24 protein-coding genes and 2 tRNA genes are annotated in these 25010 nt (G+C 72.5%); 8 read left to right on the plus strand and 18 right to left on the minus strand.

Annotation, left to right across the window (positions count from 1 at the left end; translation table 11 throughout):
• Positions 1 to 12 precede the first annotated feature (12 nt).
• From def to SLAV_RS13385, 8 genes are all read right to left on the minus strand, one after another.
• A complete protein-coding gene (gene def / locus SLAV_RS13350) occupies positions 13 to 648 on the minus strand; it encodes a peptide deformylase (RefSeq protein ID WP_030225822.1) in 636 nt (211 codons plus the stop codon).
• A 58-nt stretch (positions 649 to 706) separates the two neighbouring features.
• Positions 707 to 1702 (minus strand): tetratricopeptide repeat protein, encoded by a 996-nt coding sequence (locus SLAV_RS13355; protein ID WP_030225829.1) that lies wholly within the window; start codon positions 1700 to 1702, stop codon positions 707 to 709.
• A 104-nt stretch (positions 1703 to 1806) separates the two neighbouring features.
• Positions 1807 to 3084, minus strand: coding sequence for an HD-GYP domain-containing protein (locus SLAV_RS13360; RefSeq protein ID WP_030225830.1), 1278 nt, complete (start codon positions 3082 to 3084; stop codon positions 1807 to 1809).
• Positions 3081 to 4628, minus strand: coding sequence for an HD-GYP domain-containing protein (locus tag SLAV_RS13365; protein WP_030225832.1), 1548 nt, complete (start codon positions 4626 to 4628; stop codon positions 3081 to 3083). Before SLAV_RS13365 ends, SLAV_RS13360 begins: the two co-directional genes overlap by 4 nt.
• Before the next feature lie 213 nt (positions 4629 to 4841).
• Complete coding sequence (rsrA, locus tag SLAV_RS13370) at positions 4842 to 5144, minus strand: mycothiol system anti-sigma-R factor (RefSeq protein ID WP_030225838.1); 303 nt, start codon at positions 5142 to 5144, stop codon at positions 4842 to 4844.
• On the minus strand, positions 5141 to 5785 hold the full coding sequence (locus SLAV_RS13375; RefSeq protein WP_007266438.1) for a sigma-70 family RNA polymerase sigma factor: 645 nt from the start codon (positions 5783 to 5785) through the stop codon (positions 5141 to 5143). The genes rsrA and SLAV_RS13375 overlap by 4 nt, the downstream gene beginning before the upstream one ends.
• A 335-nt stretch (positions 5786 to 6120) precedes the next feature.
• Positions 6121 to 6765, minus strand: a complete 645-nt coding sequence (locus tag SLAV_RS13380) for an alpha/beta hydrolase family protein (protein ID WP_030225847.1) — start codon at positions 6763 to 6765, stop codon at positions 6121 to 6123.
• Positions 6766 to 6789: 24 nt separating this feature from the next.
• A complete protein-coding gene (locus SLAV_RS13385) occupies positions 6790 to 7605 on the minus strand; it encodes an SOS response-associated peptidase (RefSeq protein ID WP_030225849.1) in 816 nt (271 codons plus the stop codon).
• A gap of 53 nt (positions 7606 to 7658) precedes the next feature.
• Here SLAV_RS13385 and SLAV_RS13390 point away from each other — a divergent pair, with 53 nt between their 5' ends.
• The 4 genes from SLAV_RS13390 (at position 7659) to SLAV_RS13405 (ending at position 11203) form a co-directional block, all read left to right on the plus strand.
• Positions 7659 to 8372, plus strand: coding sequence for a M50 family metallopeptidase (locus SLAV_RS13390; RefSeq protein ID WP_030225852.1), 714 nt, complete (start codon positions 7659 to 7661; stop codon positions 8370 to 8372).
• A gap of 53 nt (positions 8373 to 8425) precedes the next feature.
• The gene (aroA, locus tag SLAV_RS13395; protein ID WP_030225855.1) at positions 8426 to 9769 is read left to right on the plus strand and encodes a 3-phosphoshikimate 1-carboxyvinyltransferase; all 1344 of its coding nucleotides are present in this window, start codon (positions 8426 to 8428) and stop codon (positions 9767 to 9769) included.
• An 8-nt stretch (positions 9770 to 9777) separates the two neighbouring features.
• Complete coding sequence (rsgA, locus tag SLAV_RS13400) at positions 9778 to 10788, plus strand: ribosome small subunit-dependent GTPase A (RefSeq protein ID WP_030225857.1); 1011 nt, start codon at positions 9778 to 9780, stop codon at positions 10786 to 10788.
• A gap of 91 nt (positions 10789 to 10879) precedes the next feature.
• Positions 10880 to 11203, plus strand: coding sequence for a DMT family transporter (locus tag SLAV_RS13405; RefSeq protein ID WP_030225858.1), 324 nt, complete (start codon positions 10880 to 10882; stop codon positions 11201 to 11203).
• Here the strand turns inward: SLAV_RS13405 and SLAV_RS13410 are convergent.
• Positions 11169 to 11810 carry a TetR/AcrR family transcriptional regulator gene (locus tag SLAV_RS13410; RefSeq protein WP_063760241.1) on the minus strand — a complete coding sequence of 214 codons (642 nt, stop codon included), beginning with the start codon at positions 11808 to 11810 and terminating at the stop codon, positions 11169 to 11171. The two genes, SLAV_RS13405 and SLAV_RS13410, sit on opposite strands and share 35 nt — an antisense overlap.
• A gap of 137 nt (positions 11811 to 11947) precedes the next feature.
• Between SLAV_RS13410 and hisN the strand changes: the two genes are divergently transcribed.
• On the plus strand, positions 11948 to 12751 hold the full coding sequence (gene hisN / locus SLAV_RS13415; protein WP_030225861.1) for a histidinol-phosphatase: 804 nt from the start codon (positions 11948 to 11950) through the stop codon (positions 12749 to 12751).
• A 165-nt stretch (positions 12752 to 12916) separates the two neighbouring features.
• Positions 12917 to 13309, plus strand: a complete 393-nt coding sequence (locus tag SLAV_RS13420) for a CBS domain-containing protein (protein WP_030225863.1) — start codon at positions 12917 to 12919, stop codon at positions 13307 to 13309.
• A 55-nt stretch (positions 13310 to 13364) separates the two neighbouring features.
• Here the strand turns inward: SLAV_RS13420 and SLAV_RS13425 are convergent, their stop codons facing one another.
• The gene (locus SLAV_RS13425; RefSeq protein ID WP_030225865.1) at positions 13365 to 14837 is read right to left on the minus strand and encodes a catalase; all 1473 of its coding nucleotides are present in this window, start codon (positions 14835 to 14837) and stop codon (positions 13365 to 13367) included.
• Positions 14838 to 14965: 128 nt separating this feature from the next.
• Between SLAV_RS13425 and SLAV_RS13430 the strand changes: the two genes are divergently transcribed.
• Positions 14966 to 15382 (plus strand): Fur family transcriptional regulator, encoded by a 417-nt coding sequence (locus tag SLAV_RS13430; RefSeq protein WP_063760242.1) that lies wholly within the window; start codon positions 14966 to 14968, stop codon positions 15380 to 15382.
• A 128-nt stretch (positions 15383 to 15510) separates the two neighbouring features.
• On the opposite strand, the gene SLAV_RS13435 is transcribed toward SLAV_RS13430, so the two are convergent.
• From SLAV_RS13435 to SLAV_RS13450, 4 genes are all read right to left on the minus strand, one after another.
• Positions 15511 to 15584, minus strand: a tRNA-Met gene (locus SLAV_RS13435).
• Positions 15585 to 15643: 59 nt separating this feature from the next.
• On the minus strand, positions 15644 to 17491 hold the full coding sequence (locus SLAV_RS13440; RefSeq protein WP_030225869.1) for a tetratricopeptide repeat protein: 1848 nt from the start codon (positions 17489 to 17491) through the stop codon (positions 15644 to 15646).
• Positions 17492 to 17728: 237 nt separating this feature from the next.
• A tRNA-Met gene (locus SLAV_RS13445) sits at positions 17729 to 17802 on the minus strand.
• A gap of 52 nt (positions 17803 to 17854) precedes the next feature.
• Complete coding sequence (locus tag SLAV_RS13450) at positions 17855 to 20752, minus strand: UPF0182 family membrane protein (RefSeq protein WP_037686350.1); 2898 nt, start codon at positions 20750 to 20752, stop codon at positions 17855 to 17857.
• 158 nt (positions 20753 to 20910) lie between these two features.
• Between SLAV_RS13450 and SLAV_RS13455 the strand changes: the two genes are divergently transcribed.
• Positions 20911 to 21483, plus strand: coding sequence for a PPA1309 family protein (locus SLAV_RS13455; RefSeq protein ID WP_030225873.1), 573 nt, complete (start codon positions 20911 to 20913; stop codon positions 21481 to 21483).
• Between the two features lie 97 nt (positions 21484 to 21580).
• Here SLAV_RS13455 and SLAV_RS13460 read toward each other — a convergent pair whose 3' ends face one another.
• From SLAV_RS13460 to SLAV_RS13475, 4 genes are all read right to left on the minus strand, one after another.
• Positions 21581 to 22669 carry a YlbL family protein gene (locus SLAV_RS13460; RefSeq protein ID WP_030225875.1) on the minus strand — a complete coding sequence of 363 codons (1089 nt, stop codon included), beginning with the start codon at positions 22667 to 22669 and terminating at the stop codon, positions 21581 to 21583.
• 186 nt (positions 22670 to 22855) lie between these two features.
• The gene (locus tag SLAV_RS13465) at positions 22856 to 23062 is read right to left on the minus strand and encodes a hypothetical protein (protein WP_030225878.1); all 207 of its coding nucleotides are present in this window, start codon (positions 23060 to 23062) and stop codon (positions 22856 to 22858) included.
• A 177-nt stretch (positions 23063 to 23239) separates the two neighbouring features.
• A complete protein-coding gene (locus SLAV_RS13470; protein WP_030225880.1) occupies positions 23240 to 23701 on the minus strand; it encodes a molybdenum cofactor biosynthesis protein MoaE in 462 nt (153 codons plus the stop codon).
• A 119-nt stretch (positions 23702 to 23820) separates the two neighbouring features.
• Positions 23821 to 24987 (minus strand): SDR family oxidoreductase, encoded by a 1167-nt coding sequence (locus SLAV_RS13475; RefSeq protein ID WP_030225883.1) that lies wholly within the window; start codon positions 24985 to 24987, stop codon positions 23821 to 23823.
• Positions 24988 to 25010 lie beyond the last annotated feature (23 nt).

Consider the following 25010-nt stretch of genomic DNA (forward strand, 5'->3'; position numbering starts at 1 on the left):
TCGCGTACGGGATCAGTCGTTCGGGACGACCGGGTAGCGGGGGGTGCCCTCTTCCATCTGGCGCAGGGCGTCCTTGCGCTCGCGCTTGGAGAGGCGGTCGATGTACAGGTACCCGTACAGGTGGTCGGTCTCGTGCTGGAGGCAGCGGGCGAAGTAGCCGGTGCCGCGGACCTTGACCGGGTTGCCCTGGGCATCCTGGCCGGTCACCTCGGCGTAGTCCGGGCGGGCGAGGGGGGCGTAGGCGGTCGGGACCGAGAGGCAGCCCTCGTTGGAGTCGTCCAGGACGCGGCCGGCGGCCGGCAGTTCCACCAGCTTCGGGTTGACCACGTAGCCGGTGTGGCGCTTGCCGTCGTCGTCCGGGCAGTCGTAGACGAAGACCTTGGCGTCCACGCCGATCTGGTTCGCGGCCAGGCCCACGCCCTCGGCGGTCTTCTGGCTGGCGAACATGTCGTCGATCAGCTGCGCGAGCTCTTCGCCGAACTCGGTGACGTCCTTGCACTCGCGGTGCAGCACCGGGTTGCCGACCACGGTGATGGGGCGGGAGGTACCGCGCTCGCGGTGGGCGAGCTCGCGCGCCTCACAGTCCTCGGTGTCCACGACGTAGCCCTCGTCGTCGATCGGGGTCACCTGGTTCTCCTGCTGCGCCATGTCCGCCGTACGCCTTCCCTCAAGTCCGTGGTGTGCCCGTACAGCCTACGGCCCGGGGTCAGCAGACTTCTTCGAGATCCCGCCACTCGCGGCTGTCGGGGCTGTCGGCGACCCATCCGTCGAGCAGTCCGCGCACCAGACCGGCGGGTGCCGCGATGCCGCATTCACGCTCGGGCACCCACAGGGAGCCGGAACCGGCCGTGCGGTGGCCGAGCGGGCCCGGATGGCCCGGTTCGCTGTGGTCGTGCGGGTCCAGGTGGTCCCCCTCGCCCTCCCCGCTGGGCATCGCGCTCTCCGAGCAGGTCCGGCACAGCAGCCGGACGGACGAGGACCAGTCCTCGGCGGCGAAACCGGCGTCGGAGGCCAGCTGTTCCAGGGCGTCGCGGTCGGCCTCGGTGGCCGCCTCCAGCAGCACCACCCAGGTCGGCACCGGGGAGGGGGCCCACAGCTCGATCTCGTCGAAGACCGGGTACGAGGGGCCGGCGGCGGTGATCCGCTCGCCGTGCGGCACGCCGTCGTGCAGGACGACCTCGCCCCAGCGCCGCCCGGAGGAGGGAAGCGGAATGGACAGGACCTCCATCCGGGCCGGATCGAGCCTGCGGCCCCACACGACCTCGGCCTCGCCCTCCGGCGACAGCCGTACGGCCGCGCTGCCGAGCTCCATGCCGACCGGCTCGCCCGTCCCGGCGGTGCTGTGCGGGTCTCCGGGCACCCTCAGCCCGTACGCCTGCCAGGCCCGGCGGGCCAGCGGCCAGTCCTGGAGGGCGGTCGCGGCGATGCCCACGTTCCACCAGTCCGGGGCGCCGGTCTCGCGGTCCAGCAGGGCCACGGCCCGCAGCCCGGCGGCCCGCGCCTGCTCCCAGTCGTGCCGGAACTTGTGCAGCAGGGCCAGGTTGAACCAGGACTCGGACAGCCAGGGCTCCAGATCCGCCGCCCTGGTCAGCAGCGCGCCCGCGTCCTCGTACCGACCGTCGCCGATCAGCGTGAACGCGCGGTCGGTGGCCTGCCGCCACGAGGCGGAGGGCCGATGCCGTACCTTCCCGAAGATCCTCACGATTCCCGCCTGCCGGTCCAACGGTGCAGCCTTGCGGACACCCTCACGGACACTCCTACTGCATCCAACCATGCCCGCTCGGACGGCCGCTCATTACCCATGGGTTACCCCGGTGGAACGGGGACGACTCCGGACCGCCCGCCCCTGGCCAGAACCCTCGCCAAGGACTCCACGACCTCCGGCTGGTAATCGCGCCCGGTGCCCAGCCGGAGCTGCTCCAGGGCCGCCAGTGAGCCGCCCGGGTGACGGTTCCCGCCCACCAGGTCGTCGTACGCGTTCACCGCGCGCACGATCCGGGCGGCGACGGGCTGGTCCCGGTACGGGTCCGCCTGCCGCTCCACGATCACCGCGACCTCGGACGGCACCCCGGTCTGGCGGGCCACCTCGCCGCCCAGCCCGGCGATCCGGCGGGCCTCGTCGGCGGGCAGGGCGGCGGTGGCCCCGGAGGGGACCGGGTCGACCAGCGAGAGCTGCCCGATGTCGTGCATGAGGGCCGCGTACTCCAGCACCGTGAGCTCCCGCTCCGAGAGCCCCAGCTCCCGGCCGACGGCGCAGCTGAGGGCCGCGACCCGGCGGGAGTGCCCCGGTGGGGTGTAGCCCGCGATCTCGGTGGCCCGGGCCAGGGAGGTGATGGTCTGGCGGTAGGTGGTGCGGATCGCGTTGATCCGGTGGAAGGAGGTCTGGGTCAGCAGCAACGGCACGCTGAAGACGGGCAGGGCCCACAGACCCGCCACGGCCACGCCGAGGGCCATGACGACCCCGGTGGCGCAGATCGCGGCGCCGATGCCGAGCCGGGCGCGCAGCTCGTCGCGCAACAGCGGCCCATAGGGCCATCCGGTGCGGGACCGGGCCGAGACGGCGGCGAGCACGGCGTCGCACAGGGCGGTCAGGCCGAGCAGGAGCAGCAGGAACAGGACGAGGTACGGGCCCTGCCCGAGCCAGCGCTCCAGCCGCCCGGAGTGGTGCAGGGGCTGGAAGCAGGAGGCGGCGAAGGCGACGGTCAGGACCCGGCGGGCCACGTGGTCCAGGGCCGGCCCGCGGCCCCGGGCAACGTGCGGAACCACCCCGGCCAGGGCCGCCGCGACGACGACGGCGACGGTCTGCAGGACCCCGTGCTGGGTGGGGTGCCCGGCGTTCTGGCCGAGCAGGGCGTACGCGAGGGCCGCGGCGAAACCGAGCGGCGCGGGCCGGCGCTCCTCACCCGGAACGTGCCCGGCGGGGTCGCGGTGGTCGTGCCGGGCCAGTTCCCCCACGGTGATCAGGATGCCGAAGGCGAGGGCCACGCCGGGGTCGGCGACTCCGGTCCACAGGGTGTGGCCCAGCCCCGCCAGCGTGAGCAGGGCGGCGGCCCCCCGCACGCCCCACGCGGACGGGGCCCTCACCGGGAACCCGGCGCGGGCCGCTCGGGCGCCGGTCCGCCCCCGCCGCGCGGGCGGTCGGCCGCGAGCCCCGGCGGCTGGGCCGGCACCGCGGGCAGCGCGGCGGCGGCCGTACCCGCGGGGCCGGCGGCGGCCGTACCCGCGGCGGCGCCGGCGGGTGTACCCGAGGCAGTGGCCGTAACCGCGGCGGCGCCCGCGCCGATCACCTGGAGGTCGTCGTCGGAGGTGACCACGGGGTGCCAGCCGTGCCGCCCGATGGCGGTGACCAGCGCCCGCACCATGGCCGGGTCGAACTGGGCCCCGGCGCAGCGCTCCAGCTCCGTCAGGGCGACCTCCACCGGCCGGGCCCGGCTGTAGGAGCGGGTCGAGGTCATCGCGTCGAAGGAGTCGGCCACCGCCACCACCCGGGCCAGCACCGGGATCTGCTCCCCGCTCAGCCCGTACGGGTACCCGGAGCCGTCGACCCGCTCGTGGTGGTGCAGGATCGCGGACCGGGCCTCCCCCAGGAAGCCGATGCCCCGGACCATCTCGTGCCCGTACTCGGGGTGCAGCTCGATGACGCGGCGCTCCTCGGGGGTCAGCGGCCCGTCCTTGCGCAGCAGCCGGGTCGGTACGCCGAGCTTGCCGACGTCGTGCAGGATCCCGGCGATGCGGACGACCTCCAGGCGGTCGTCGGCCATGCCCAGCTCGCGGGCGATCATCGCGGAGGCCTGGCCGACGCGTTCGCTGTGGCCGCGCGTGTAGCGGTCCTTGATGTCGACGGCCTGGACCAGGGCGCGGATCGTGGCCCGGTGGGCGGCGCGCTCGCGGTGGTACTGGGCGAAGACCCAGCAGGAGACGTACATCGGCAGGAGGACGAGGAGGGCGGCCGGGATCCCGTAGGAGCTGCGCCACATCACGGCCATCATCAGCCCTGCGAGGCCGTGCACGCAGTGCGGGGCGAGGGACCGGGTGAGGAGTCCGTGCCGGGCGTCGGCGGCCGGCCGGCCTTCGGCGGCGGCCAGGATCCCGGTGTCGAGAGCGGTGAGCACCAGGCAGAAGACGACGGCGGCGGCCGCGGCGGGGAGCAGCACGGAGGGGAAGTCGGCCACCCAGGGGGAGGGGTCCGCGCCGTGGCCGGTCCCGCCCGGCGCCCCGGATCCGGGTCCGGCGGTCGCTCCCCGGCCGCCGAGGAGCCCGTGGACCCGGCCTGCCAGGTGGGCGGCCACCGCCTGCTGCGCCGCGTGCCACACCCGGCGGACCCCGGCGGGCCGCTGGACGACGGTCTGGGCGAGCGCGCCCGGCACGGCCACGAGCGCGGCGGCCGCGGGCGGCAGCAGGAAGACGGCCGCCATCACGACGGGGAAGAAGCAGCCGAGGCCGTCGGGCGCCCGGCGGTCCGTCGGCGCGAGCACCCGGACCAGTTCGCAGCCCAGGTAGAGCGCGGCGAGCACGACGACGGCCGTCCAGGGCGTGGCGGGGTCCGTCAGGGCGGGTGCGGCACAGGCGGCGGCCGCGAGCACGGCGGCCAGCACGAACGCGCGCGCCGTCGGCGGAAGTGCCCGCATGGCGCTCGCCTCCCCCCTGTGCCGCGCACATCGGGTGCCGAAGGGAACCGGCACCGCGAGGGGAGAATAGGCGCGCCCTCGGGGAAAGCAGGGCACATTTTCGCATTGCGCCGTACGGGCGCCCCCGGATTAGCACCTTCGAGTGAACGAAGTGGGCTTCCGGGGGCGGTTGTTCGGCGCGGCCGTTTCAGCGCGGCCGTTCGGCGCGGCCGCTCAGCCGGTCGCCGGACCGGCGGTGACGTCGTGGTCGGGCACGGCCTGGCCCGAGCGGATCAGCTCGATCCGTCCCATGACCTTGGAGCGCAGATCGCTCGGTACGTCGTCCGAACCGCAGCAGCGCTTCACCAGCTTCTTCACGGCCTGCTCCAGGCCGTACTTCTCAAGACAGGGATTGCACTCGCCGAAGTGCGTCTCGAACTTCGTGCAGTCACTGTCGGGCATCTCGTGGTCCAGGAACTCATAGAGATGGTCCAGAACCTCGGCGCACTCCGTCTCGTGCGGCTCTCCGCAGCTCATGAGCCCGAGCCTTTCAGGTCGTTCGACTCTCCCGCGCCCGCGGGGACCAGCCCGCGCTCACGGGCATAGTCCTCCAGCATTCCGCGGAGTTGACGGCGGCCACGGTGCAGTCGCGACATGACCGTACCGATGGGTGTACCCATGATGTCCGCGATCTCCTTGTACGCAAAGCCCTCTACGTCGGCAAGATAGACCGCGATGCGGAACTCCTCCGGAATGGCCTGCAGGGCTTCCTTCACGTCGGAATCGGGCAGGTGGTCGAGCGCCTGCGATTCCGCGGAACGCAATCCGGTCGACATGTGCGACTCGGCGCGCGCCAGCTGCCAGTCCTCGATCTCCTCCGCCGCGCTGCGCTGCGGCTCGCGCTGCTTCTTGCGGTAGGAGTTGATGAACGTGTTGGTCAGAATGCGGTACAGCCACGCCTTGAGATTGGTGCCCTCGCGGAACTGGTGGAAGGACGCGTACGCCTTCGCGTACGTCTCCTGGACCAGGTCCTCGGCGTCGGCCGGGTTGCGCGTCATGCGCAGCGCGGCGGAATACATCTGGTCGAGGTAGCCGAGGGCGTCCCGCTCGAAACGCGCGTTGCGTTCCGCCGTTGTCTCCTGCGCCTGGCCTTCGTCGGTCCCAGCGACAGGACCCACCTCCTCCGACAGCGTGGCGGCTCCGAAAGCGGACCCGCTCGAATCGGAGAATAGTCGACCATCCCGGCCTTCCGCCGCCCGAAGCGAGGCACGCTTGGGGGCAGGCAGCACCGTCCAGTCCAGGTCAGCGGCCTGCGGACGGTTCTGGCTGATGACCTGGGTCATGCGCTCCCTCTCCTCCGACGAATTCCCCTACGTTCCGACACTCCGCACAACAGGCGGGCCGTGCAGGGCATTCCCGGGCCCGCCAAGGGCTTTCGGCCGTTTTCCGGCCCGTCCGGGGGCGGGTGACCGGGATCACTCCGGAATCCGTCAGGTCGGGAGCGCGGCCGCCCTCATCCGATGCGCCGGTCGAGCCACGGGCCCACCGCCCCGGTGATCACGGCGAGGGTCTCCTCCTGCGTCGGGCCCGCCTTCTTCGGCACGGCGAAGCCGTGGTCGGCGTGGGCCACCTCCACCAGCTCGTACGGGTGCGCCCCGGCCGGCGGCGGGAACTCCCCGGGCCGCCCGAAGGGGTCCCGGCCGCCCTGGACCACCAGGACCGGCCTCCCGGCGCCCAGCAGCTCCGCCTCCCGGGACTTCTCGGGCCGGCCCGGCGGGTGCAGCGGGAACGCCAGCGCGAGCACCCCGGCGGCGTCCAGCTCCACGGCGGTCCGGCAGGCCACCCGGGCCCCCGCGCTGCGTCCGCCGGCCACCACGGGCAGGCCCGGCCGGCGCAGCACGGGCCACACGGCCCGCCAGCCCGCGTCGAGCGTCCCGGGGGCGGCGGCGACCTTCTTGCCCGCGACCCGCCAGGGCTGCTCGACCAGGGCGACGGTGACCCCGCGCGCGGGCAGGGCGGCGGCCAGGGCGGCGAGGTCCCGGGCCTCGATGCCGCCGCCGGCACCGTGGCCGAGGGCCAGGACGAGCCGCGCGGAGCGGGCGGGGTGCCAGGTGACGCGGGCCTCGCCCGCCGGGGTGTCGACGCTCTCGGTGGTCATCCCCCGATCATGCCGGTCACCGGGTCAGAAGAGGGTGCCCTCCTCCGGCGCGGCCAGCTCGCCGAGCAGCTCGGGCCCGTTGTTGCGGACGTTGCTGACGGCGGTGGACACCGGGTAGGCGCGCATCAGCCCGCCGGGCGGCGGGGCGAGGAGGCCGCGCAGCTCGTCCTCGTCGGTGCGGGCCGGGTCCAGCCAGGCGTCCCAGCGGTCGGGGGTGAGCATGAGCGGCATCCGGGGGTGGATGTCGGACAGCGAGCGCGGGCCCTCGGCGGGGGCGGTGCCCAGCGGCCCGGTCTCGGCCTCGGCGGTGATCACCGAGCAGGTGGCCCACCAGGCCTGCGGGTGCTCGGGCGGCAGGGTCCCGTCGCGCCAGAACTCGTAGATCCCGGCCATCGCGAAGACGGAGCCGTCGGTGGGCAGGACGAAGTACGGCTGCTTGCGGGCCCGCTTCTTCTTCCCCTCGACCTCCAGCTGCCGCTCGTCGTGGGCGGTGACCCACTCGTAGTAGCCGTCGGCGGGGACGATGCAGCGGCGCTGGGCGAAGGGGCGGCGGAACGACGGCTTCTCGTGCAGGGTCTCGGACCGGGCGTTGATCATCCGGGCGGCGCCCTCGGGGCTCTTGGCCCAGGAGGGGACCAGGCCCCACTTCAGCACCCGCAGTTGGCGAACCGGACGCGGGTCCCCCGCGTCCTTGAGGGGACGGTCGAGGACCACGTGGACCTCCTTCGTCGGCGCCACGTTCCAGTCGGGGGCCAGGGTCTCCTGCGGCTCCCAGCGCTCGACACCGAATATCGCCGCCAGCTCCCGGGGCGTCCGACTCGCCGCAAACCTTCCGCACATGGCTGACACACTGCCATGGCACCCGCCCTCCACCGCAAGGAGTCCGCCACTCCATGGACAGCACCACGACGGCCGGTCTCTGGGACCGGCTGACCGGCATACAGCCCGAGCCCTCCTGGTGGCTGGTGGTCCTGACGGGCCTGGCCGCCCTGGCGGCGGTGGTGCCGCGGCCGGTGTGGCTGCTCTCGCGCAACGCGATCACCATCGCCCACGAGGGCGGGCACGGGCTGCTGGCCCTGCTGACCGGCCGGCGGCTCGACGGGATCCGGCTGCACTCGGACACCAGCGGGGTCACCGTCAGCAGCGGCAAGCCCACCGGGCTCGGGATGATCCTCACGGCCGCCGCCGGGTACACGGCGCCGTCGCTGCTGGGCCTGGGCGGGGCCGCCCTGCTGTCGGCGCACCGGATCACGCTGCTGCTGTGGGCGGCGACCGCGCTGCTGCTCGCGATGCTGGTGATGATCCGCAACGCGTACGGACTGCTGACGGTGGTGCTGACCGGCGCCGCGTTCGTCCTGGTGTCCTGGCTGGCGCCGTCCGGGGTGCAGGCGGTGTTCGCGTACGCGGTGGTGTGGTTCCTGCTGCTGGGCGGCGTGCGGCCGGTGTTCGAGCTCCAGGCCAAGCGTCGGCACGGCGGAGCCCCCGATTCGGACGCCGACCAGCTGGGGCGGCTCACCCATGTGCCCGCACTCGCCTGGCTGCTGCTCTTCCACGCCGTCGCCCTGTGCTCGCTGATCGGCGGCGGTCGCTGGCTTCTCGGCCTCTGAGACGGGCCCGCGATCAAGATCTGGGCCCGGGGGAAGCCACTAAAGTGGTGGCCATGACCGAGACCCCCGCGCTCCACGCCCTCTGGCCCGCCCCCCTCGCCGACGGGGCCGTCCACGCCACCGTCACCGTGCCGGGGTCCAAATCGGTCACCAACCGCGCCCTCGTCCTGGCCGCGCTCGCCGCCGAGCCGGGCTGGGTGCGCCGCCCGCTGCGTTCGCGCGACTCCCAGCTGATGTCGGACGCGCTGCGCGCGCTGGGCGTCGGCATCGAGGAGACCGTCTCCTCCAGCTCCGGCGACGGCGCGGGCGGCGAGGCCTGGCGGATCATCCCGGCGGCCCTGCACGGCCCGGCCACCGTGGACGTCGGCAACGCGGGCACGGTCATGCGCTTCCTGCCGCCCGTCGCGACCCTGGCCGCCGGCGACATCCGCTTCGACGGCGACCCGCGGTCCTACGAGCGCCCCCTCGGCGAGGTCATCAACGCCCTGCGCGTCCTCGGCGCCCGGATCGACGACGACGGCCGCGGCGCGCTGCCGATGACCGTCCAGGGCGGTGGGGCCCTGGAGGGCGGCACGGTCGAGATCGACGCCTCCAACTCCTCGCAGTTCGTCTCGGCGCTGCTGCTCTCCGCACCCCGCTTCAACCAGGGCGTCGAGGTCCGCCACACCGGCGCGAGCCTGCCGTCGATGCCGCACATCCGGATGACGGTGGAGATGCTGCGCGCGGCGGGCGCCCAGGTCGACACCCCCGAGGCCGGCGGCGAGAAGAACGTGTGGCGCGTCGCGCCCGGCGCGCTGCTCGGCCGCGACATGGTCGTGGAGCCGGACCTGTCCAACGCCCAGCCGTTCATGGCCGCGGCCCTGATCACCGGCGGCACGGTGACCGTCCCCGACTGGCCGCGCCGCACCACCCAGCCCGGTGACGCGCTGCGCCGGATCTTCACCGAGATGGGCGGCTCCTGCGAGCTGACCGACGCGGGCCTGGTCTTCACCGGCACCGGCAAGATCCACGGCATCGACGTGGACCTGAGCGAGGTCGGCGAGCTGACCCCCGGCATCGCGGCGGTCGCGGCGCTGGCCGACTCGGAGTCGGTGCTGCGCGGTGTCCAGCACCTGCGCCTGCACGAGACGGACCGGCTGGCGGCCCTCACCGCGGAGATCAACGGGCTCGGCGGCGACGTCACCGAGACCGCCGACGGCCTGCACATCCGCCCGCGCCCGCTGCACGGCGGTGTCTTCCACACCTACGACGACCACCGGATGGCCACGGCCGGCGCGGTGATCGGCCTGGCCGTCAAGGGCGTGGAGATCGAGAACGTGGCGACGACCGCGAAGACCCTGCCGGACTTCCCGAAGATGTGGACAGACATGCTCGCGGGCACGGGAGCGGGAGCGTAGGGCCCGTCATGCGCAGGTACGGCAAGCACACCGACGAGGACGACATCCGCCAGCGCCCGAACCCCAAGGGCAACCGGGCGCGGACGAACATCCGGCCCAAGCACGAGGACGCCTCCGAGGGCTTCGTGCTGACCGTGGACCGCGGCCGGCTGACCTGCCTGGTCGGGGACCGCACGATCACCGCGATGAAGGCCCGCGAGCTGGGCCGCAAGGCGGCGGTGGTCGGCGACCGGGTCTGGATCGTCGGTGACCTGTCCGGCAAGAAGGACACCCTCGCGCGGATCGTGCGCATCGAGGAGCGCAAGTCCGTCCTGCGGCGCACCGCCGACGACGACGACCCGTACGAGCGGGTGGTCGTCGCCAACGCCGACCAGCTGGCCATCGTCACGGCGCTGGCCGATCCGGAGCCCCGGCCCCGCATGATCGACCGCTGTCTGGTGGCCGCGTACGACGCCGGGCTGGAGCCCCTGCTGGTGCTCACCAAGTCCGACCTGACCTCCGCGGACAAGATCCTGGAGATCTACTCCACCTTCGGCCTGAACTACGTGGTGACCAACCGCGAGGAGCTGGCGACCGGCGGCGCCGCCGACCGGGTGCGCGAGCGGCTCAACGGCCGGATCACCGCCTTCGTCGGCCATTCCGGCGTCGGCAAGACCACCCTGGTGAACTCGCTGGTCGCCGAGGGCCGCCAGCGGGCCACCGGGCACGTCAACGCGGTGACCGGCCGCGGCCGCCACACCACCACCTCGGCGCTCGCCCTGCCGCTGCCCGCCGGGGACGGCTGGGTCATCGACACCCCGGGCGTGCGCTCCTTCGGCCTGCACCACGTGGACCCGTCCCGGGTGATCCTGGCCTTCCCGGAGCTGGTGCCGGGGACGGAGGGCTGCCCGCGGGCGTGCAGCCACGACGAGCCGGACTGCGCGCTGGACCAGTGGGTGGAGGACGGCCACGCGGACCCGGCCCGGCTGTACTCGCTGCGCCGGCTGCTGCAGACGCGGGAGCGTCGCGAGGGCGACTGACCCGGGGGCGGGGTTTGCAGGGCGTCCTGTCTGGTAAATGCATCATCGCACCAAGTGACGCGACGTCACGCGAGGCGGGGAGGCAATCGACATGGCGTGGCTGCTGGTGGTGGTCGCGGGAATCCTGGAGACCGGTTTCGCGGTCTGCCTCAAGCTGTCCCACGGTTTCACCCGGCTGTGGCCGACGATCGCCTTCGCCTGTTTCGCTCTGGGCAGCTTCGGGCTGCTGACGCTGGCGCTGAAGAAGCTGGACGTGGGTCCCGCCTACGCGGTCTGGACGGGCATCGGGGCCGCCGGGACCGCGATCTACGGGATGGTCTTCCTCGGCGACCTGGTCTCCACCCTCAAACTCGTCTCGATCTCGCTGGTGATCCTGGGGGTCATCGGGCTCCAGCTGTCCGGTTCGGCGCACTGAGGCGCGGGCCGGGCGGCGCCTGCGCCGGCGGCCGGGCCGACGGTCCGGCCGGCACTCCGAGCAGCCGCAGCAGCTCGGCGGCGGCCCCGTCCCCGATGGCGTCCTCGCCCGGGGCGATCACGTAGGACAGCGCGAGCCGGACGGCGAGCTCGCAGCGCCAGGCCGGTTCCGGGCTCAGCGCGGCCGCGGCCCGGTCCCGTACCGTCCGGGCCAGGTCCCCCGGCGCGAGTGCCTGCCGGGTCCCCGGCGGGGGCGGGGCGGGCAGCGCCGGCTCCCAGCCGCCGGTCAGCAGGGCCCGTACGAGGGGCCGGGTGCGGGCGGCGCGTACGGTCCACTCCGCGACGGCGGCGAGCCGCCCGGCGGCGTCCGCGTCCGGTAGGGAGAGGGGTCCGGGGGCCAGCGCGCGGTCGACGCCGTCGAGGTACTCCTCGGCCGCCCGGCGGACCAGGGCGCGGCCCAGGCCGTCCTTGCCGCCGAACTCGTTGTAGAGGGTCTGCCGCGAGACCCCGGCCGCGGCCGCGACCTCCACCATCCGCACGGCCGGCCAGGGGCGCGCGGACAGTGCCGCTCCGGCCGCTCGCAGCAAGGACTCCCGGCCCGCCGGCATCGTCGCCTCCCCGCTGTCGGTCTCCCGCTGGGCTCCCCCGCCAGAGTTGACGGGCCGACAGATCCTGTCAAGGGCGCCTCCCGGCCGCACTGTGGACCCCGTTCGCCGGGCCGCCTCCGTGTCGATACTGTTCGGGCATGTCCACGTATGCCGATGATCTGCGCCTTGCCCTCGAACTCGCCGACGCGGCGGACGCCGCCACGATGCAGCGGTTCCGCGCCCTCGACCTCCAGGTCGAGACGAAGCCGGACATGACCCCGGTCAGCGAGGCCGACAAGGCCGCCGAGGAGATCGTCCGGGCGGGGATCCTGGCGGCCCGGCCCGCCGACGCGATCCTGGGCGAGGAGTACGGGCTCCGGGGCGAGGGCCCGCGCCGCTGGGTCGTGGACCCGATCGACGGCACGAAGAACTACGTGCGCGGGGTCCCCGTCTGGGCGACGCTGATCTCCCTCATGACGGAGGGCGACGACGGGGTGTTCCGCCCGGTCGTGGGCGTGGTCTCGGCCCCGGCGCTGGGCCGCCGCTGGTGGGCGGCGCAGGGCGCGGGGGCCTTCTCCGGCGGGGCGCTGGGCGAGCCGACGCCCCTGGGGGTCTCGAAGGTCGCGGGCCTGGGCGACGCCTCCTTCGCGTACTCCTCGCTGGGCGGCTGGGAGGAGCAGGGCCGGCTCCCCGGGTTCCTGGACCTGACCCGCGCCTGCTGGCGCACGCGGGGCTACGGCGACTTCTGGCCGTACATGATGGTCGCGGAGGGTTCGCTGGACCTGTGCGCCGAGCCCGAGCTGAACCTGTGGGACATGGCGGCGATCGCGGTCGTGGTCCAGGAGGCGGGCGGCCGGTTCACCGACCTCGACGGTGTCGAGGGCGTCCACGGCGGCAACGCGGCGGCGTCCAACGGCCTGCTGCACGAGGAGATGCTCGCGCACCTGCGCCCCCGGGCCTGACCCCGCTGCGCGGGTGAGTGCGCTCAGCGCGCCCTCTTGATGACTCTCCGTACTCGTGGGAATCTGAGACTCCCCCGCTTGTGCACTTGTGAAGCGATTCTCGAAAGGGGCGCCCGCGGGTGCACCCACCCAAGCGGGGGACTCACCCAGGAGGTGGCTCCTTTCATGCTCGTCCGTGACGCCATGAGCACCGTGATCCTCACCCTCGGACCCGCGCACACCCTTCGTCAGGCGGCCTGCCTGATGTCCGGCCGGCGCGTCGGCGCGGCCGTCGTCCTCGACCCCGACCACAGCGGCATCGGCATCCTCACCGAGCGCGACATCCTCAACTCGATCGGCGCGGGCCACGATCCCGACCGGGAGTCGGTAGGCGCGCACACCACGAACAACGTCGTCTTCTGCACCCCGGAGGCCACCGTGCAGGAGGCCGCCGAGGCCATGGCGCTCGGCGGCTTCCGGCACCTGATCGTGCTGGAGGACGGCGGCCCGGTGGGCATCGTCTCCGTCCGCGACGTCATCCGCTGCTGGGTACGGGCACGCAGCAGCCTCGCCGCATAGGCCGAAGGGCCGGACCCCCGAGGGGGTCCGGCCCTTCTGCCTCTCGGCGGGGGCGTCAGCCGCGCAGGGCCTGGACCGCAGCTTCCAGCCGCTTGCCGAAGTCGCCGTCCGCCTGGCGGAAGTTGTCGATCGCCCGCTCGGCGATGTCGTCACGGGAGACCTTGGCGATGAAGCCGGACAGGTTCTCGATCAGACGGGACTTCTCGTCCTCCGACATCAGGCGGTAGAGGTCGCCCGCCTGGACGAAGTCGGTGTCCTCGGAGTGCGACGGGGTGGCGTGGTTGCCCGTGCCGCCGGTCACCGCGGAGGACTGCCACAGCGGGCGGTCCGTCTGGAAGGGACCGCCGAAGCTGTTCGGCTCGTAGTTCTTCGCGCCCTTGTGGCGGCCGTCGTACAGGAAGCCGTCACGGGAGTTGGTGCGCGCCTCGGTGGCGTGCGGACGGTTCACCGGCAGGTGGTCGGCGTTGATGCCGACGCGGTAGCGGTGGGCGTCGCCGTACGCGAAGAGACGGCCCTGGAGCATCTTGTCCGGGGACGGACCGATGCCGGGGACGAAGTGCGCCGGGGAGAAGATGGACTGCTCGACCTCGGCGAAGATGTTCTCCGGGTTGCGGTTGAGCTCCAGCTTGCCGATCTCGATCGGCGGGTAGTCCTCGTGCGGCCACACCTTGGTGAGGTCGAACGGGTTGAAGCGGTAGTTCGCCGCGTCGGCGTCCGGCATGATCTGGACCTGCACGGTCCAGGTCGGGAACTCGCCGCGCTCGATGGACTCGCGCAGGTCGCGCTGGTGCGAGTCGGGGTCCTCGCCGGCCAGGGTGTTGGCCTCGGCCTGGGTGAGGTTCTTGATGCCCTGGTCGGTCTTGAAGTGGTACTTGACCCAGAAGACCTCGCCGGCCTCGTTGTTCCACTGGAACGTGTGCGAGCCGTAGCCGTTCATGTGGCGGTAGGACGCCGGTATGCCGCGGTCGCCGAAGGGCCAGGTCACCTGGTGGGTGGACTCGGGCGACAGACCCCAGAAGTCCCAGACGTTGTCCGCCTCCTGCGAGCCCGTGTACGGGTCGCGCTTCTGGGTGTGGATGAAGTCGGGGAACTTGATCGCGTCCCGGATGAAGAAGACCGGGGTGTTGTTGCCGACGAGGTCGTAGTTGCCCTCTTCGGTGTAGAACTTGAGCGCCCAGCCGCGGGGGTCGCGGCGGGCGTCGGCGCCGCCGAGGCTGTCCGCGACGGTGGAGAAGCGCAGAAACGTTTCCGTCTGCTTGCCGACCTCGGAGAGGAACTTCGCCCGGGTCCACTGCGTCACGTCACGGGTGACGGTGAAGGTGCCGTAGGCGCCGGCGCCGCGGGCGTGCACCACGCGCTCCGGGATGCGCTCGCGGTTGAAGTGGGCGAGCTTCTCCAGGAGGAGCTGGTCCTGGACGAGAACGGGCCCGCCGACGCCAGCGGTCTCGCTGTTCTGGTTGTCGGCGACCGGAGCCCCGGCCTCCGTGGTGAGCGGTCCCTGCTGCGTCACGTGCGCCTCCTGCGTCATTCCTGCATGTCCTGTCCTTGGCGTTTGCCGTTCCCGATCCTACGATGGACTTTGTCTAAGTCAAGTAAGCATCCAAGTCCACACCGGTTCGGGATCTGCACCGAATCCCCACTGTTAGGCTGGCGTGTATGAGTGACCTGCTGGAACGACTTCGCGGACGCGGCTGGCGCATGACGGCCCAGCGGCGCGTCGTGGCCGAAGTGCTCGACGGCGACCACGTCCACTTGACGGCCGACGAGGTCCACGCACGAGCCGTCACCAAACTGCCCGAGATCAGTCGAGCGACGGTCTACAACACCTTGGGCGAGCTGGTCACACTCGGCGAAGTGCTGGAGGTCTCCACGGACCGGCGGGCCAAGCGGTACGACCCGAACGCCCACCGCCCCCACCAGCACCTGGTGTGCGCACAGTGCGGAGCCATCCGCGACGTCCACCCGGCGGGGGACCCGCTGGCCGACCTGCCCGCCGACGAGCGCTTCGGCTTCGTGGTCTCGGCGGTCGAGGTGACGTACCGCGGCGTCTGCCCGAACTGCGCGGGCGCGTAGCCGCGGCGGCGGCGGCGCGAACGAGCGAACGGAAAAGGCCGGGGCCTGTGGCCCCGGCCTTTTCGCCCGTTCACGATCAGAAACGACTCAAGGCCCGGATCCATGGGATCCGGGCCTTGGGCCTTCAGTAGCGGGGACAGGATTTGAACCTGCGACCTCTGGGTTATGAGCCCAGCGAGCTACCGAGCTGCTCCACCCCGCGTCGGTAAACCCGACTGTACGTGAGGCCACCCGGCAGATGCAAATCAGTTAACCGGCAGTTCAGGCCGACAGCTCCTCCGCCAGCGCGTCGCGCAGCCGGGCCGCGCGCTCCGAGACCTCCGCCGGGCCCAGTTCCATGGCCCGGACGCACCACTTCTGCCCCTCGGCCAGGTCTCCGTGCCGGGCCGCGAGCAGACCGAGCCGCAGCGCCGCCCTGCCGTGCCCCGCCACCGCGGCGCGGGTCCACCACAGGGCCGCCTCGGGTTCGTTGCCCTCGCGGGCCAGCAGCAGCCCGAGGTTGAACGCGCCGTTGCGGGAGCCGGCCTCTGCAGCCTCCCGGTACCAGCGCGCGGCGACCGTCAGGTCGCCCCGGGCTGCGGCCAGCATCCCGACCCGGACCTGGGCCCGCCGGTGGCCCTGCTCGGCGGCGCGCTCGTACCACTCCTCGCTCTCGGTCCGCGCGGCCCCGCCGACCGGCTCGCCCAGCGCCACCGGCTCCGGCGGCGGGGCCAGCGACTCCAGCAGGGAGGCCAGCCGGAACGCCGCCTCGGCGCTGCCGCCGCCCGCCGCGCAGCGCAGGTGCCGCTCGGCGGCCCGCTCGGCCCCGTCGCGCACCAGGGCGATCCCGACCTGGAGCGCCGCGTCGGTGTGCCCGGCCGCGGCGGCCCGCTCGTACCACTTCAGCGCCGTGCGGTCCTCGTCGCGGCTGGCGAAGAGGATGCCGAGGTTGAAGGCGGCGTCCACGCTGCCGGCCTCGGCCGCTTTGGAGAACCAGGGCTCGGCCCCGGCCGCGTCGCCGCCCTGGAGGAGCAGGATGGCGAGCGCGTTGGCGGCCTCGCGGTGGCCCGCGTAGGCGGCCCGGCGGTACCACTGCTCGGCCTGGGCGGTGCGTTCCTGCGCGGCGCAGAGCAGGGCGAGGTTGTAGGCGCCGTTCTGGTCGCCCGCGTCCATCGCGGCCCGGTACCACTTCTCGGCCGTCTGGGTCTCGCCGCGGGCGGCGTGCAGCGCGCCCAGGGCGTTGGCCGCGTTCCCGTCGCCGTCCTGGGCGGCCCGCAGCCACCACGAGGCCGCGCTCTCCTCGTCCCCCGCGTCGCGCAGCAGGAAGCCGAGGGCGCACGCCGCCCGGGCCTCGCCCTGCTTCGCCGAGCTGAGGTACCAGCGCCCGGCCTCCTTGAGCTCGCCGCGCGCCTCCAGCAGGGCGCCCAGGTGCAGCCCGGCGCGGCGGTGCCCGCGCGCGGCGGCCTGGCGGTACCACTGCTCGGCCTCGGTGGGGTCGCCCTTGCGCAGGTGCCGTGCCAGGCGGTACGCCGCCTCGCGGTGCCCCTGCTCGGCGGCGGCGCGGAACCAGCGCTCGACGCCCTTGTCCCCGCGGTGCTCCAGCAGGTCGGCCAGGCCGTAGGCGCCCAGGGCGTGGCCGGATTCGGCCGCCTGGCGCAGCCAGTACTCGGCGGCGGGCTCGTCCCCGCGCTCGCGGTAGTGGCGGCCCAGGGCGTGCGCGGCCGGGGCCGATCCGGCGACGGCCGCGACCCGCCACCAGCCGGCGGCGTCGTCGGGGTAGCCGCGCTGGTGCAGGAGGACGCCGAGGTTGTTCGCGGCGGCGCGGTCGCCCGCCGCGGTGGCTCCGCGCAGGTACGGTTCGGCACCGGCCAGGTCGCCGCGGCGCAGCAGGAGGGCCCCGAGCACGCTCATGGCGCCGGAGTCGCCCTTGTCGGCGGCGACCCGGTGGCGGGCCTCCAGCTCGGCCTCGGTCGCGCCTTCGGCCTCGCCGAAGGCTTCTTCCGCGAACACCGCATCGGTCAGTGCGGTCTGCGCGTTGACAGACTGAGCCGCCTCACCGGACTCCGTACCCGACTCGGCCTCCGCCCTCACAAACCGCCCTGTCTCCAGCAGAGTTGACCTGTCCCCCATAAATCCCATCGTCGCATCACCTGCTACCCGCGTACACCTGGTATGTCGCAGCCAGTGAGGTCACTACAGCGTTTTGTCGACATGCCCACAGAGAGACAAGTCAAACACGCTCATACCCCAACTCACCCGCCCCAGTGACCCCGTGTCTTCCGGCTTCTTCTTCCGGCTTCTTCTTCCGGCCCCCGCCCGGACATGACGAAGGCCCGGATCCCATTGGATCCGGGCCTTCGTTTTCAGTAGCGGGGACAGGATTTGAACCTGCGACCTCTGGGTTATGAGCCCAGCGAGCTACCGAGCTGCTCCACCCCGCGTCGGTGAAACCACAGTATCACGATGCGGGGCGGGGCCTTGACCACGTGGTGCCTAGCCGCCCGTCTTGGGCGCCGTCAGCTTCGCCTCGGCGTCGATCGCCCGCTTCAGCGCGGCCTTGATGTCGTCCTGCGCCTTGCCGTAGGCCGTCCAGTCGCCGGACTGCCGGGCCTTCTCCGCCGCCTCGACGGCCTTCTGGGCGTCGTCCAGGGCGGCCTTGACGGTCGGGTCCTGGGCGGTGGGCGGAGTGACGGTGCCCTCGCCCGGCGGGGTCGTCGTCGGAGGCGTCGGCGTGGTGGGCGTGGTGGGGGCCTCGGCCCCGAAGACCACGTTCAGCGCCTTCTCCAGGGTGTCCTCGAAGGCCGTCTGGCCGCCGTAGGTCACGAGCACCTTGCGCAGCAGCGGGTACTTGAGCCCGGAGCTGCGGACGTACACCGGCTCCACGTAGAGCATGCCGCCGTCCAGCGGGACCGTGAGCAGGTTCCCGTACTCGACCTCGGAGTCACCGCCGCGCAGCAGACGGATCGACTCCGCGATCTTCGGCTCGGAGTTGAACTTGCTCTGGACCTGCTTGGGGCCGTCGACCGGGCTGCTGGTCGGCAGCTTCAGGAGTCTGATCTTGCCGTAGTCCGGGGTGCCCGGATCCGCGTTGACCGCCATGAAGGCGCTCAGGTTGTCGCGGCCGTTGGGCGTGAAGGTCGTCGTGAGGGAGAAGACCTGGTCCTTCTCCTTCTGCGCCGGCATCTTCATCGACAGGTAGTACGGCGGGACCGCCGTGCCGGCCTTGGTCGTCGGGTCGTCCGGGACCTGCCAGGCCTCGCTGCCGCTGAGGAAGGTCTGCGGGTCGGTGACGTGGTATCGGGTGAGCAGTTCGCGCTGGACCTTGAAGAGGTCCTGCGGGTAGCGCAGGTGGTCCATGAGCGCCTTGTCGATCGCGCTCTTGGGCTTCACCGTGCCCGGGAAGGCCTTCATCCAGGTCTTCAGGACCGGGTCCTCGGTGTCCCACTGGTAGAGGCTGACCGTGCCGTCGTACGCGTCGACGGTGGCCTTCACCGAGTTGCGGATGTAGTTGACCTGGCTCTCCTGGGCCACCACCGCGCGCTGGCTGTTGGTCAGCGAGTCGGCAGTGCTGTCGCCCAGCGTGGTGCGCGAGGCGTACGGGTAGCCGTTCGTCGTCGTGTAGGCGTCGACGATCCACTTGATCCGGCCGTCGACGACCGCCGGGTACGGGGCCCCGTCGATGGTCAGCCAGGGCGCGACGGCCTCGACGCGCTCCTTGGGGGTGCGGTTGTAGAGGATCCGCGAGCCCTCGCCGATGGCGCCCGAATACAGGATCTGCGGCTCGCTGAAGGCGAGCGCGTACGCGGCCCGGTTGACCGGGTTGTCGAGGTTGACGCCGGAGTCGCCCTTGTAGCTCGTCTCCTTCTCGCCCTCCTTGTCGTCCGAGTAGTCGAGCTCCTTCTGCGGACCGCCGACGATCGAGTACTGCTTCGTCTGCTCGCCGTAGTAGATGCGCTGCTCGAAGTCCGTGCCGAACATGCCCTTGGAGGGGAGGTCGGCCTGGGTGAAGTCGGGGGCGCCCTTGTCGGTGGCGGTGTTGCCCTTGGCGGCGACCACGCCGAAGCCGTGCGTGTAGCGGAAGTGGTCGTTGATCCAGTTGTTCTTCGGGATGCCGCCGATGTTCAGCTCGCGGAGCCCGATGACCGTGTCCTGGCCGCTGTAGCGGTCCACGGCGAGCGTGGACGGGAAGGCGTAGTAGCCCTTGACCTGCTGGAGCTGCTGGAAGGCCGGGGAGACGATGTTCGGGTCGAGGAGCCGGATGCTGGCGGTGGTGTCCGCCGTCTTGCGCAGCTGGTCCTTGTTCGTGCCGGCGTTGGGCACGCCCGGGTAGTCCTTGACGTCGCTGCCGGCGATCCCGTAGGCGTCGCGCGTGGCCTCGATGTTCTTCTCGACGTACGGGGATTCCTTGGCCTGCTCGTTCGGCTGGACCTGGAACTTCTGCACGATCGCCGGATAGAGCCCGCCGATGAGGATCGCCGAGAGGACCATCAGGCCGAAGCCGATGACCGGCAGCTGCCAGGTGCGGCGCCACAGGGTGGCGAAGAAGAGCAGTGCGCAGATGGCCGCGATGGCGACGAGGATCGTCTTCGCGGGCAGGTAGGCGTTGGCGTCGACGTAGCGCAGGCCGGTCCAGTTGTCGGCGGCCTTGAAGTCGCTGGACTTCACGGCGAGGCCGTACCGGTCGAGCCAGTAGGCGACGGCCTTGAAGGTCACGAAGAGGCCGAGCAGCACCGACAGGTGCCCGGTCGCCGCGGCGGTGGCCCGGGCGCCAGGGCTCGTCACGCGCAGGCCGCCGTACAGGTAGTGCACGACGACGGCGGCGATCACCGAGAGCACGACGGCGGCGAAGCCGAAGCCGAGCAGGAAGCGGTACCAGGGCAGGTCGAAGGTGTAGAAGGACACGTCCAGACCGAACTGGGGGTCCTTGCGCCCGAAGGGCACCCCGTTCACGTACATCAGCCAGGTCTTCCACTGGCCGGCCGCCGAGGCGCCCGCGATCAGTCCGACGACCGCGGCGATGCCCAGGAGCAGCCACTTCTTATACGGGGCGACGCTCATCCGGTAGCGGTCGAGGCTCTGCTGCTCCATCGACATCGCGCTGAGCGGCGGCCGCAGCCGGTGCGCCAGCCAGATGTTGAACCCGACGGCACCCGCCATCAGCAGGCCGAAGACGGCGAAGAGGCCGATCTTGGTCCACAGGGTGGTGGTGAAGACCGTGGAGTACTTGACGGAGCGGAACCAGAGCCAGTCCGTCCAGAACCCGGCGAACATGATGAACGCCATGGCCAGGACGGCCAGGACGCCCAGGGTCATCAGAAGAGTCCGGGCGCGCCGGGACGGGCGGCCGACTCTCATCCGTGGCCCGGAGGGGCCTCCGCCGCGGTCCGGCATCTGGAAAGCCAAGGTGCGCACCTCGAAAGTCGCTGTGGTCTGGTCGGTCTCTGGCGTACTGGAAAAGTGTCCAAAGCTGGGCCCCCGATCGTAGGGCCCACTCATGCAACTTACTGAGGCTTTAGTCAGTTCCCGCTATCGGGGAGAAAGGAGGCAGGATGTTGTCCATGTCCAACCTTTCTCCCTCCCCCGGCACCCCGATGGCGGCCGGTCCGCTGACCCGCGCCGTCCTCGAAATCGACGAGTACGCCTCCACCCTCGGCTGGGACAAGCCCGCGCGGCTGTTCGCGCTGGTCGACACGGCCCGCCTGCGCCGCTCGGAGCCCGGCCTCGCGAACCAGCTGGGCCTGGACCGGGACGACGCCGGCAAGAGCCAGCTGACCCCGATCGAGCAGGACCAGGTCCCGGCCGGGATGCCGCTGGACAAGTTCCTGGGAACCATCGCGTGGCCCGATGCGATCGTCGGCTGCGCCCTGACCGTGGAGCGGCTGATGCTGCCGCCGTCCGCGGAGGCCTCCGTACCGGAGGGGCTCAGCGACAAGCAGCTGGCCAAGTGGGTCGCCGGGCACCCCGACCGGCAGGAGGTCCGCCTGACGGTGGGCGTGCTGCGCGACGGCTCGCGGGAGTCGGCCGTGCGGCTGCGGGAGAAGGACTCCTCCAGCGAGGTGCTGACCGGGGCGAGCCTGGTGCCGGGCCTGGCCGAGGCCCTGGCCGCGACCTTCCTGGACTAGCCGGACAGGCCGGGGCGGCTCGACCGGCCGGCGCGTCCCGCCCTGCCGGACCGGCCGGGCGGGACGCGGCGGGGCCGGGTGCGGCGGGGTCCTGCGGTCAGGACTTCGTGCACCGCGGCAGCCCCGCCGTGTCCCCCTTGCCGATCTTCTCCAGGGCCTTGGTGGCGTCGTCGATGGTGGAGACCTTCACCAGGGTGAGGCCGTCGGGGGTGTGCGCCGACGCGGAGGCGCAGTTCTCGGCCGGGGTGAGGAAGTACTCGGCGCCGGCCTGGCGGGCGCCGATGGTCTTCATCTGGATGCCGCCGATGGGGCCGACCTTGCCGGTGTCGTCGATGGTGCCGGTGCCCGCGATGAACTTCCCGCCGGTCAGGCTCTGCGGGGTGAGCTTGTCGACGATGCCGAGCGCGAACATCAGGCCGGCGCTGGGGCCGCCGACGTCGGCGAGCTTGATGTCGATCGGGAACGGGAAGGCGTGGTCGTTCCCGGCCCGGATGCCGACGATGGCGTGGCCGTCGTCGGGCGCCTTGCCCGCGGTGATGGTGATCTTGGTGCTGCCGGTGGGCTCGCGGTTCTCCTTCTCGGCCGCGGCGGCATCGGCGGCCGGGACGACGGTGAACTCCACCGGCTCCCCGGGCTGGTGCTTGGTGACCAGCTTCGCCACGTCGCCCGGCTCGTTGACCGGCGCGCCGTCCACGTCCTTGATCACGTCCCCGGCGTGCAGCTTCCCCTCGGAGGGGCTGCCCTTGACGACGGTGGAGACGATGACGCGGGCGGTGACCGGGATGCCGAGCTGCTTGAGGGCGGCCACCTTGGCGCTCTCCTGCGACTGGCTGAACTCCTCGGCGTTCTCCTGCGTCGACTCCTTGTCCGTCTTGCCGTTCGGGTAGAGGTTCTCGTGGGGCACGACGATGTTGTCGCCGGCCAGCCAGCCGTAGACCGCTTCCAGCAGGTTCATGTCGTAGTCGGCGCCGGTGACGCGGACCGTGGTCATGTTGAGGTGACCGCTGGTCGGGTACGTCTTGTGGCCCGAGATGTTCAGGACCGGCTCGCCGCGCGAGTCGCCGAGCGTGTTCACGGTGGGGCCCGGGCTCATCTCCGAGTACGGGACCTTGATGAACACCCCTGCGCAGAGCAGCGCGAACAGCACGAGGAAGGAGGCGAGCATCGTCGCGGTGCGGCGTGGCATGGCTCGACAGTACGTGACGGCCTCTGCGGGCGGCCCCCGGGGCCGGTCCGTACGGGGCCCCGTGCGGGAACTCTCAGGGGATTCTCAGCGGAGCCGAACCTTCCGGCGGCGGGGCCCGCGGTACTCCCCGCGGCGCTTCCCGCGGAGCCGTGCGGCGGTGCTTCCCGGCGGGACTCACGGGACGCGTCAGACGGCGTCGGAACCGGAGTGCGCCTTTTCTTTCCTGCGGGCCTGATGGGCCCGGTCCACCTCGTCCATGACCTCGCGGAACCTCGCGTAACCGGCGAGCTCGGATATGTCGCCTTGAGTGCGGTCGCGTGCCGCCCAGCTGCCCCATATCGCCGCCCCGATCGCGGCGAACAGCGGAATCAGCAACCACGCCAGTGACGCCATGGACGTGCCTCCCTGCCCCGAAAGTACGTGTCGTCTGTGGCTTCAACGCTCGTGCCCGGGAGGGGGTTACGCAAATCGAGGGCGTGTTGCGCGGCCGAACGGGTGTGAGGCTACTCCGCGGCGGGGACACCCCCGCGTCCGGGGTGCCCGTACCCGTACACTGCCCGGCCGTCCGCGTCAGCAGGCGCCGACCCACTCCTCCGTGCCGTTCGAGAAGGTCTGGTGCTTCCAGATCGGGACCTCGTGCTTGAGGTCGTCGATCAGCATCCGGCAGGCCTCGAAGGCCTCGCCGCGGTGCGGGCAGGAGACGGCGACGATCACGGCCAGGTCGCCCACGGCCAGGTCGCCGACGCGGTGGACCGCGGCCAGCGCGCGGACCGGGTACTTCTCGATGACCCGGTCGGCGACGCGCCGCATCTCGGCCTCCGCCGTGGGATGGCAGGAGTAGCCGAGCGAGTCCACGTCGGCGCCGCCGTCGTGGTTGCGCACCGTGCCGACGAAGAGGGTCGTACCGCCCGTCGCGTCGTCGCCGACGGCCCGGAAGACCTCGTCGATGGAGAGCGGGGCGTCACGGATTTCGAGCAGCCGAATCGGGTCCGGAGCGGCCTGCTCGCCGGGGTGGTCGAAGTGCGGTGCCATGCCTTCCATCGTGCCCTAGCGGCCGGGGCGGTGGAATAGCCGATTCGCCCGGGCCCGGCCCGCCCGCTTGGGAGCCTCCTACAGGAGCCCCGCCCGGCCGGGCCGGGCGGCGCCGCGGTTCAGATGCCCCGGCGCCTGCGGGCCCGGCGGACCGCGGCGGCGGCGCCCAGGAGGGCAACCGTCGCACCGGCGGCGCCCGCGGCGGTGGCGGCGTCCTTGCGGCCCAGCCGGCGGCCCGCGACGGTGTGCCGGCCCGCCACCTCCTGGAGCAGCTCGGCGAGGACCTCCTCGTTGGTCCAGCGGGGCCGCCAGCCCGCCGCGTGCAGCCCGCTGACGCTGACCACCCACGGGTGCATCGTGTACGCGAGGTCCCCGGCCGGGGACGGGGTCAGGCCGATCCGGTGCAGCCGGGCGGCCGCGCCCAGGGCGACCGCCGAGGGCAGCTCCATGCGGCGGATGCCGCTCAGCTCCTCGACCTCCTCCTGCTCCAGCCAGCCCTCGCAGCCGACGGCCAGCTCGCCCTCGGCCTTCTCCAGCGCCGCGTACTCCAGGGCGCTGACCAGGTCCTCCACGTGGCAGAACTGCCAGGTGGGCCGGGATCCGGCGACGACGAGCAGGCGCGGGGACTCGAAGTAGCGGGTCAGGGCGGTGTCGGTGCCGCCGACCAGGACCGCCGGGCGGACCACGGTCACGTTCAGCCCGGGGTGCGCCCGCGGGGCCCGGCGGCCCAGGCGCTCGATCTCCAGCAGGTCGCCGACACCGGTCGCCTCGGCGGTGGCGCGCAGCTCGGAGTCCTCCGAGAGCGGGATGTCGTTGTCCGGGAGGGCCCCGTAGACCATCGCGGAGGTGCACAGCACGACCCGGTGCACGCCGGCCGCCGCCGCGGCGGTCAGGACGGTCTGGGTCCCGCGTACGTTGTACGCGGTACGGGCCGCGGGGTCGGTCTCCAGGTCGAGGTCCAGCGCGAGGTGGACGACGACGTCCGCGCCGCGCAGCTTCTCCGCGATCGCGGGGTCCCGTACGTCCAGGACGTGCCACTGCGCGGAGGCGCAGTCCCCGCGCCGCTCGTCGATGGCGACGACCTGCTTGACCTCGTCGGACTCGGCGAGGCGGGCGACCAGGGCCGCGCCGACCCCGGAGGCCGCGCCGGTCACCGCGATCACGGGGCTGCGCCGTCGCGGTTCGGCCTGGTTTCGCGACTGGCGAACGCCGGGGGCGCTGTCGCCGTGCTCGGGGCGGTTTTCGGCGTCGTGCGGCGCGCGAGCCTGCGGATCTGGGGAACTCACCGGGCGTCTCCAGCGGTTGTCTT

The organism is Streptomyces lavendulae subsp. lavendulae (assembly GCF_002803845.1).
Lineage (GTDB): Bacteria > Actinomycetota > Actinomycetes > Streptomycetales > Streptomycetaceae > Streptomyces > Streptomyces lavendulae.